The 7,332-nt window shown below is 40.9% G+C and carries 7 protein-coding genes; 2 read left to right on the plus strand and 5 right to left on the minus strand.

Translation table 11 applies throughout. From position 1 onward, the window contains the following. Positions 1–281: 281 nt before the first annotated feature. The 4 genes from ACEQZT_RS15980 to ACEQZT_RS15995 all read right to left on the minus strand — a co-directional run bounded on the left by ACEQZT_RS15980 (position 282) and on the right by ACEQZT_RS15995 (position 5,408). Positions 282–584, minus strand: coding sequence for a GIY-YIG nuclease family protein (locus tag ACEQZT_RS15980; protein WP_370090474.1), 303 nt, complete (start codon positions 582–584; stop codon positions 282–284). A gap of 276 nt (positions 585–860) precedes the next feature. Next, positions 861–3,656 (minus strand): bifunctional aconitate hydratase 2/2-methylisocitrate dehydratase, encoded by a 2,796-nt coding sequence (locus ACEQZT_RS15985; RefSeq protein ID WP_370090475.1) that lies wholly within the window; start codon positions 3,654–3,656, stop codon positions 861–863. Positions 3,657–3,773: 117 nt separating this feature from the next. Beyond that, positions 3,774–4,403: a septal ring lytic transglycosylase RlpA family protein gene (locus tag ACEQZT_RS15990; RefSeq protein ID WP_370090476.1), complete on the minus strand. Its 630-nt coding sequence runs from the start codon at positions 4,401–4,403 to the stop codon at positions 3,774–3,776. Between the two features lie 6 nt (positions 4,404–4,409). Then, positions 4,410–5,408: an acyl-CoA reductase gene (locus tag ACEQZT_RS15995; protein ID WP_370090477.1), complete on the minus strand. Its 999-nt coding sequence runs from the start codon at positions 5,406–5,408 to the stop codon at positions 4,410–4,412. Between the two features lie 98 nt (positions 5,409–5,506). Here ACEQZT_RS15995 and ACEQZT_RS16000 point away from each other — a divergent pair, with 98 nt between their 5' ends. Continuing rightward, complete coding sequence (locus ACEQZT_RS16000; RefSeq protein ID WP_370090478.1) at positions 5,507–5,851, plus strand: 4Fe-4S dicluster domain-containing protein; 345 nt, start codon at positions 5,507–5,509, stop codon at positions 5,849–5,851. A gap of 53 nt (positions 5,852–5,904) precedes the next feature. On the opposite strand, the gene ACEQZT_RS16005 is transcribed toward ACEQZT_RS16000, so the two are convergent. Then, positions 5,905–6,804, minus strand: a complete 900-nt coding sequence (locus ACEQZT_RS16005) for a DUF58 domain-containing protein (RefSeq protein WP_370090479.1) — start codon at positions 6,802–6,804, stop codon at positions 5,905–5,907. 112 nt (positions 6,805–6,916) lie between these two features. On the opposite strand from ACEQZT_RS16005, the gene ACEQZT_RS16010 reads away from it, so the two are divergent. Further along, positions 6,917–7,273 carry a DUF3276 family protein gene (locus ACEQZT_RS16010; protein ID WP_370090480.1) on the plus strand — a complete coding sequence of 119 codons (357 nt, stop codon included), beginning with the start codon at positions 6,917–6,919 and terminating at the stop codon, positions 7,271–7,273. Positions 7,274–7,332: the final 59 nt, after the last annotated feature.

A 7,332-nucleotide genomic window follows, 5' to 3' on the forward strand; every position in this document is an offset into this window, starting at 1 on the left:
TTCTTGTTAGAGATTCCGGTATTCTTCATTCTTCAGAAACCGGATTTCTTGTACACGAAACTGTGACTAAGACTCACTATTTTATTTGGGCGTCATTCCTGATGTAGCATAGCGGAATTCAGGAATCTCATTGTCTTAAATCTTAAAGATTCCGGTATTTCTTCGCTGTGCTACCGGATTGAAGAAGATTCCGGTATTTGTCGTTCCTCCAAAACCGGAATGACGTGTGCTTTAATTTATTATCGTCATTCCTGATGAAGCGCAGCGGAATTCAGGAATCTTTACTGCATATCTTCAACTTGATCGAATAGATCCATCCAGTCCTTATTAAATTCATTGATCAGGTTTTCTTTATACTCACGCTTCCATTTTTTAATCTGTTTTTCTCGCTTAATTGCCGTTTCAATGTGATCATGAAACTCGAAATAGACCAAGTATTTGCATTTGTATTTGCTAGCCCATGCTGACCCTAAACCTTCCTTATGTTCATGAATCCGAGCATAGAGATTGCTGGTTACTCCAGTGTAGAGCACAGTTTTATGTTTGTTGGTGATGATATAAACGTAACCTCCCTTGGCTGGCATTCAATAAATATAAAAGATTCCGGTATTTGTCGTTCCTCCAAAACCGGAATGACGTGTGCTTTAATTTATTATCGTCATTCCTGATGAAGCGCAGCGGAATTCAGGAATCTCTTTGTTTAAAACCTTACAGATTCCGGTATTTCTTCGCTGCGCTTCGAAAACCGGAATGACGGTGACTATTATATTCTTGTTCCCAATTCAGAATGACGATAACCCCAACAATCAAAAAAAGTCCGAATCAATGATCCGGGCTTCAGTTTTTAATTTTTGTCAGACTTATGCTGCCACCAACTTCTTAGTAGAAGGCTTAAACTTAGTCAGGTCAATTCCCTGCACAGCTGCTTCATATTCTGCCATGGTAGGTGTGCGACCCAGGATTGTAGAAAGCACCACCACTGGAGTAGATGATAGTAATGATTCACCTTTTTTCTCATTGGAATCTTTCACCACTCTTCCTTGGAAAAGTCGAGTAGAGGTAGCCATTACGGTATCTCCCGGCTCTGCTTTCTCCTGATTACCCATACATAGGTTGCAACCCGGACGCTCCAGATACAACATGTTTTCGTATTTCGTACGTGCAGTAGCTTTTGGATTATTGTCATCAAATTCAAAGCCTGAATACTTCTGCAATACTTCCCAATCGCCCTCAGCTTTTAGCTCATCAACAATATTATAAGTAGGAGGTGCTACCACCAATGGTGCTTTAAACTCAACCTTACCGTGTTGCTGCTCAATGTTCTTCAGCATCTGGGCAAGAATCTTCATGTCTCCTTTATGAACCATGCAGGAACCAACGAATCCTAAATCGACTTTCTTGGTACCGCCATAGTATGAAAGCGGTCGGATCGTATCATGCGTGTATCTTTTGGAAACATCCTCATTGTTTACATCCGGATCAGCGATCATTGGCTCACCCAAAACATCAAGATCCACCATCACCTCGGCATAGTAGTTCGCATTCGCATCCGGAGTAAGCGCCGGTTTTTCACCTGATCTGATTTCTGCAATTCGCTTATTTGCTTTGTCTATCAGACCCTGAAGTACTTTCCCCTCATTGTCCATTCCTTTTTCAATCATGATCTGGATTCTGCCTTTGGCAATCTCCAATGATTCAATCAAGGTCTCATCTTCTGAAATACAAATGGAAGCCTTGGCTTTCATCTCTGCTGTCCAGTCTGTGAATGTGAAGGCCTGATCAGCTGTCAGGGTCCCTATATGCACTTCAATGACTCTTCCCTGGAACACGTTTTCACCATTGAATTGCTTCAACATTTGCTGCTGAGTGGCATGCACTACATCACGGAAGTCCATGTAAGGTTTCATTTCCCCTTTGAAAGTTACCTTTACTGATTGCGGGATCGGCATGGAAGCTTCTCCTGTTGCTAGTGCCAATGCTACTGTGCCTGAGTCAGCACCAAAAGCAACACCTTTGGACATTCGTGTATGAGAATCACCACCAATGATGATATCCCAATCGTCCACTGTGATGTCATTCAATACTTTATGGATCACATCCGTCATGGCAGGATAAATACCTTTTGGATCCCGTCCGGTGATGAGCCCAAAGTCATTCATGAATTTCATCAGCTTAGGGATGTTTGCCTGAGCCTTGCTATCCCAAACAGATGCCGTATGGCAGCCAGACTGATAGCCTGCATCTACGATCGGTGAAATGATCGTGGCGGCCATGGACTCCAATTCCTGAGCGGTCATTAAACCTGTTGTATCCTGTGAACCAACAATGTTGACTTCTACCCGAACGTCTGATCCTGCATGCAAGGTCTTGCCCGGAGTAGTTCCAACTGCATTTTTATTAAAGATTTTCTCAACTGCAGTAAGCCCTTGTCCTTCGTTTGAAATTTCTTTCGACGGTGCGAATACCGTTGGGGCTTCAATGCCTAATGTCTTCGCGGCGAATGTCTGGAGTTTTTTACCAAAGACGATTGCATAAGATCCACCAGCTCTGATAAACTCCATTTTTTGAGGAGTAAGTGACTTGGAAAGGTCAATCAACTCTTTATCGCCATTATACAGCTTCTTTTTCTTCGTATTGATCGTTAAAACAGTACCTGTAGCAACAGAATAAGCTTCTTCAAGCACTATTTCACCAGCGTCATCTCGCACAGGGTTGCCGTCCACATCCACCTTTTTCACCCAGTTTTTGAGGTCGATACCAATTCCTCCTGTCACATCTACGGTGGTAAGGAAAATTGGTGAGATCCCGTTAGTACCTCCCACAATCGGGGCAATATTCACGAACGGAACATACGGGCTGCCCTGAATACCTGTCCACAATGCCACGTTGTTTACTCCGGACATCCTGCTAGAGCCAACACCCATCGTACCTTTTTCAGCAATCAGCATCACACGCTTATCCGGATGCTGTTCTTTCAGGGCCTTGAGCTCTGCTTGTTTTTCTTTGTTGTGCTCGAAAATACATTGACCATGCAGCTCTCTATCTGATCTGGAGTGCGCATCTGCGCCCGGAGAAAGTAAATCTGTTGAGATGTCTCCCGTTCCTGCAATATACGTTACAATCTTAATCTCCTCTTCAATTTCAGGTAGCTGGGTAAAGAATTCCGCTTTTGCATAGCTTTCTAATAGTTCCTTGGCAATTGGACTACCATATTTATAAGCATCTTTCAAGCGATCGTAATCAGCATCGTAAAGGAACACCTGAGTCTTAAGAACTTTAGCTGCCTGCTGAGCAACTTTATTATCATCCCCAAGAGCTAAGTCAAGCAGCACTTCAATAGAAGGACCGCCTTTCATATGCGAGAGAAGCTCAAATGCGAACTCAGTGGAGATTTCTTCTACGGTTGATTCACCAAGGATGATTTCCTTTAAAAATTTCGCCTTCACCCCAGCTGCGGGAGTAGTTCCAGGTAAGGTGTTATAAATGAAGAACTTAAGAGAGTCTTCCCGATGGGGATGACTTGTGTCCTTGATCTGCTCAATGATTTCGCCAATCAATTCACCACCATCAATTGGTTTTGGCTGGAGTCCCTGATTTTTTCGTTCTTCGATTTCCTTGATGTAATCGTTGTAAGTATTCATGCTAAATCTATTCATTGGTTAAAGGGGACTATCACCGAAGGTTTTCAAGCGTGATGTTCCACTCTTATTTGCTTTTCGAAAGCGTGCAAAGATAATTGATTTGGAGATTGTATTGGCCTGTTAAATCAACAGTTAATTTTCGATTTGCTTTACAAATCCGGTTGAAGTAGAAAAGCTGTTTTTTCTTTTTCTGGCAGCTTCCGCGGAAGTGAATTTGCCTAAGTAAACACGATAAACGAACTTCCCTTTTACCTTCGCTTTTTTGATCCAGCCATCTTCAAATTCACTTGCTTTTTGAAATGCTTCTCCTTGATCTGAGAATGAGCCAATTTGAACAGTAAATGATGGTTTTTTGAGGTCGTCAACTTTGATTTCTTCTTTCTCCTGACCTAGCAAATAAAGACTGACCATTGCTGTTCCTTGTTCGATCATGTCAATTTCTTTTGCTGCAGCTTGCGAAAGGTCAATGATCCTGTTTTTGGAGTATGGCCCTCTGTCGTTTATTCTAACAACCACAGATTTTCCATTAGTAGAATTTGCAACTCTGATCATTGTACCAAAAGGAAGCGTTCTGTGAGCAGCGGTTGGTTTGTTTGTGTCAAACTTTTCACCATTTGCCGTGGTTTTTCCATGAAATCCGGGTCCATACCAGCTGGCTACTCCATCTTCCAGAAAGACTTCTGATTTTGAATACCCGGGATTTTGACTGACTTTACAGCCAAAGGTCAGCGCCAGGCTAATTAGTAAAGCTCTTGATTTCAATATTTCCTATTTAAGAGATGAAAGAAATTTAAGGGTATCGAAATTGTCTGCATAATCCCACAATTCCGGTCGCTGGGCTTTCCCAAATGGAATGTAGTCCTGTCCGACTATGCATTGTAGTTTTTCTTTTTGACTTTCCAATATTGATTCCAATTTCTCTATGGAATCATACTCCTGATGGAAAAGCACACTAATGGGAGAAACTAGTTCATCGGTTGAATTGATAAGTAGAAATCCGGTATCTAAATGTGGTGTTTTATTGACCAGGTAGATGGACTTATAGTAATCGTAGTTGTTTCTGTACTTGTGGTGATTTCCTACTTCTTTGAATTGTTCAAAATGTGGAAATGCATCTCTAAAGTCATAGCCTTTCGGAGTAAATACTTTTGAAACATTTCGGCAGCCAAGTCCGAAATAGCTGAAAATATCATTACCAAGTGCTTCTAATTGCTCTTTTGACTCTGTTCCGTCAAGAATAGCTATCGATGTACGGTTCTTTCTGATGATACTTGGGATGTCCTTAAAATAATATTCAAAGTACCTAGCCGTATTATCACTTCCTGTAGCAATCACCGCATCGATGTTAGTTAGTTTCTCCCGTATTTCAATGTTCTTTTTGAACCTTGGTTCTACCTGGATGATCCAGTCAACCATCGTTCTGGTGAGAAAGTCATCGTCAGAGCTTGGCTTTATAGCTGCAAAGTGTCCGGAAATCAATACCGATAGCAAGTCATGAAAACCTACAAGCGGAATATTGCCCGCCATTACAATGCCGACAATCTTGGGAGTATCTTCGGACAACTTATAAGAAGAAATCCACTTTTTCAGTTTGGCTTCATCAAGCATAAAAGCGATTCCCTCAAGTGCATTTTTCACACTTTCATATGAAAACCAACCATTTTTTTGTCTTGCTCTATCTGCCAGATTTTGAAGTTCATCTTCGCTCAGAAGTGTAATTTTCTGTTGAAGCTTGGTAAAAGCGGCTATTTTATCCTGAATATTCATAAAAAGTTAAAATTGTACGGTCTAACTGGTTGGGCTGCAAACTTATTGCGATTAATTTTGTTCCCTCATTTAGAACACGACAAAAAAGCGTTTTTCTTATGGCTATAATGATCACCGATGAATGCATCAACTGTGGTGCCTGCGAACCCGAATGCCCAAATACGGCGATATACGAAGGTGGAGTAGAGTGGAAGTGGGCCGATGGTACCGACCTGAAAGACATTGAAATGGAGGATGGTTCTAAGGTAGATGCCAAAGAAATACAAGAGCCTGTATCTGATGAGTTCTATTATATAGTTCCTGGGAAGTGTACTGAATGTACCGGTTTCCATGAAGAGCCTCAGTGTGCTGCTGTTTGCCCGGTAGATTGCTGTGTTCCCGATCCGGACTATGTGGAAACGGAGGAGGAGCTGACTGCTAAGAAGGAGTGGTTGCACCTATAAATGATTTGAAGATTTGAAGATTAATCAAATATCAAATTACTTTTCTCTTGTTGTTATCTCATCTTTTTTCTTTTAATCAAATAGGCTCCTAGCACTTTATCAAAGGAGTCATTGGTGTTTACTGGAACGAAATCCACTTTCATCATTCCGCATTTGATTTTTAGGTCCTGATAAAAAGCGGCCATCTCTTTTCTATACAAGTCTTTCACCTCGTGAGGATTCACTTTGATAGACTCATTTGTTTCCAGGTCAATGAACTTATATGGTCGATCTTCAAACTCAAAATTGAGTTCGCTGGCATAGTCTGATACATGAAAGAGGATTACCTCATGCTTGTTGTGTTTCAGATGTTGTAATGCACTCAATAAATCGTCTTCATTGCTATTTTGAAACATGTCCGAAAAGATCACAACCAAAGATCTTTTGTGAATCTTATCGGCCATTTCATGGAGTACAGAAGAAATGTCGGTCTTTGATTCAGGGGTTGTTTGTTGGAGTTCAGAGAGCTTTGAAAGGATGGTATTTAAATGTGCTTTAGTACTTCTTAGATCTGTCTCGTCTTCAATTTTATCAGAAAAAACAGAAAGGCCAACGACATCTCGTTGCTTGGTCAGTAGGTAAGAAAGTGCAGAGGCTGCAAATACTGAGAATCTCAGCTTATCTTTTCCTGGGGAAGGATAGTGCATGGAAGCAGAATTGTCAATCAGGATTCTGCATCTCAAATTAGTCTCTTCTTCGTATTGTTTTGTGTAAAGCCTGTCCGTTCTGGAGAATACTTTCCAATCGATATGCCGGGTACTCTCTCCAAAATTGTAAAGCTTGTGCTCTGCAAACTCAACCGAAAACCCATGGTATGGTGACTTATGCAGACCAGTGATAAAACCGTCTACCAGTTGCTTGGCTATTAATCCAAGATTATCATATTGATTAATTTCTGAAATGTTTGTGGTCATATTCTGATATTGAACGGCTAAAGAGCTTTAAGTTTTGCAGATAAAAAATAAATAGCACTATATTTAGCCCCGATTTTAGCTAAAACTAACACCTAACACAAATTTTAATCTAGTGGAAGATAATAACGAAAAAGGAAGAGACGAGATCTATTCTGAGAGAGTAAAGGCGGGAAAGCGTACTTACTTTTTTGATGTGAAAGCGACACGGTCGAATGATTATTACTTGACGATTACGGAGAGTAAGAGAAAGCCTAAAGATGATGGGTTTTTCTATGAGAAGCACAAAATTTTCTTGTATAAGGAAGATTTTAACAAATTTGTAGATGCACTAAATTCTACGGTGAATCACGTGAAGGATGAGTTGATGCCTGAAGTGGATTTCACCCAGTTTGATAGAGAAAATGAAGAAGGACACGAGGTGGCAAACGCTGAAGTGTCTGATTCCGATTCCGAGCTAAAGTGGGATTAATAAGATAATTTTTATTTAAGTATGAAGAGAGAGGCTTCCCGATGAATTTCGGGAGGCTT

Origin of the sequence: Ekhidna sp. (genome assembly GCF_964218185.1) — a bacterium.
Lineage (GTDB): Bacteria > Bacteroidota > Bacteroidia > Cytophagales > Cyclobacteriaceae > Ekhidna.